Origin of the sequence: Nocardia sp. NPDC060220, from assembly GCF_042727815.1 — a bacterium.
In the GTDB taxonomy this organism is placed as follows: Bacteria; Actinomycetota; Actinomycetes; order Mycobacteriales; family Mycobacteriaceae; genus Nocardia.
On record NZ_JBHWZY010001147.1, the window covers coordinates 1 to 1,758 of the forward strand.

Consider the following 1,758-nt stretch of genomic DNA (forward strand, 5'->3'; position numbering starts at 1 on the left):
GCGCAGGAATGCTGTAGCCACCGTGCTCGCCGCGGCCGCGATCGTGCTGCTCGGTACGGGCTGTGACCAGGTGGAGAAGGCGGTCAACCAGGGTGGTGACACACCGTGTAGCGAATACACCGCCCAGTCCCCGGAGGACCGGCGCACGACGGTGGTCAAGTTCCTCGAACAGGAGCGCGGCGACAACGCGACGTCGGACCCGAACACCATCGACCTGTCCGTCGCCGCCATCGATCTGATGTGTGGCGCGCAGGCCGATCCGGACACTCCCATTCGGGAAGCCGATCTGACGGGTGTTCTCGTGCCCAAGTGACACCGGAAGCCCAGTCTGTGGGTATCCGTTCCGGCAGCGCCGATAGTTCGATCTCACTGTGTGATCCCCATTCCAAGTGTTCACTGCGACAGAGACGTTCGGCCGGTAGCATCGCTAACGGCCCGTAAGGGCTAGTCCAGCAAGATGTTTCGCTGCGACCTCGGAAGACGGGTCTGCGAGGCGCCGGGTGATCGAGAGGTTTCACAATGGAAACGGTGACGAATCGGGTCGTAATGGACCCGACTGGGCAAGACATTCAGGGTGAGAACCTCGAGATCAGGTCGCATGGTCCCGCCACCAGGGTCGAGCTGCCGGGTGGGGTGCAGGCATGGTCGATCACCGACGCCGCGCTGCTGGAGAAACTGCTCGTCGATCCCCGGGTCTCCAAGGACGCGAGCCAGCACTGGCCCGCCTTCGTCGCCGGTGAGATCCCCCCGGATTGGCCGCTGTACCTGTGGGTTTCGGCGCCGAACATGTTCACCGCCTACGGCAGCGATCACCGCAGGCTGCGCAAGCTGGTGGCGCCGGCCTTCACCGCGCGGCGCACCGAGGCCATGCGCGCACAGGTCGAGCGCATCACCACCGAACTGCTCGACGAGCTGGCAGCCACCCCGGCCGGTCAGACCGTGGACCTGCGCGAGCAGTTCGCCTACCCGCTGCCGATCCAGGTGATCTCGGAGCTGATGGGTGTGCCGGAATCGCTGAACCCCGGCCTGCGCACCTGCATCGACGGCATCTTCGACACCTCGCTCACCCCGGAGCAGTCGCAGGCCAACTACATGGAGATGTACCGGATCCTCGGTGAACTGGTGGCGTTGCGGCGCGAACAGCCCGGCGACGACATCACCAGTCTGCTGATCGTCCAGCGCGACGAGGACGAGGGCCAGCTCACCGAGGAAGAGTTGGTCGGCACGCTGCTGCTGGTGATCTCGGCGGGTCACGAGACCACCGTGAATCTGCTCGATCAGGCCATCACCGCTCTGCTCACCCGGCCCGATGTGCTCACGAGCGTGCGCGAGGGCACGATCACCTGGCCCGATCTGGTCGAGGAGACGCTGCGATTCGAATCGCCGGTCGCGCATCTGCCGTTGCGTTTCGCGGTGGAGGACATCGACATCGACGGTGTCCAGTTCGCCAAGGGTGACCCGATTCTGGCGAGCTACGCCGCGGCCGCACGTGACCCGAAGCTGCACGGCGACACCGCGGGCGAGTTCGATCCCACGCGCGAGAAGCAGTCGCACATGGCATTCGGCTACGGCGCGCACCACTGCCTCGGTGCGCCGCTGGCCCGCCTCGAGGCACTGGTCTCGCTGCCGGCGCTGTTCGAGCGGTTCACCGAGCTGAAGCTGGCCGCTCCCGTGACCGAACTGGGCACTGTGCCCAGCTTCATCTCCAACGGCCATCGCCACCTGCCGGCCTACATCCACAGCGCGTAGCGCCGAACT

The 1,758-nt window shown here is 65.8% G+C and carries 2 protein-coding genes; both read left to right on the plus strand.

Features of this window, described 5'->3' with window-relative positions:
* Nucleotides 1–313: hypothetical protein (locus ACFWF3_RS34650; RefSeq protein WP_379318279.1), on the plus strand; the 313-nt coding region annotated here is incomplete at its 5' end.
* 206 nt (nt 314–519) lie between these two features.
* Entirely contained in the window at nt 520–1,749 is a 1,230-nt protein-coding gene (locus tag ACFWF3_RS34655) for a cytochrome P450 (RefSeq protein ID WP_379318281.1), read from the plus strand.
* Nucleotides 1,750–1,758: the final 9 nt, after the last annotated feature.

Coding starts and splice junctions, on each gene's coding strand:
- ACFWF3_RS34655 (WP_379318281.1), top strand. CDS start 520: ATGGAAACGGTGACGAATCGGGTCGTAATGGACCCGACTGGGCAAGAC.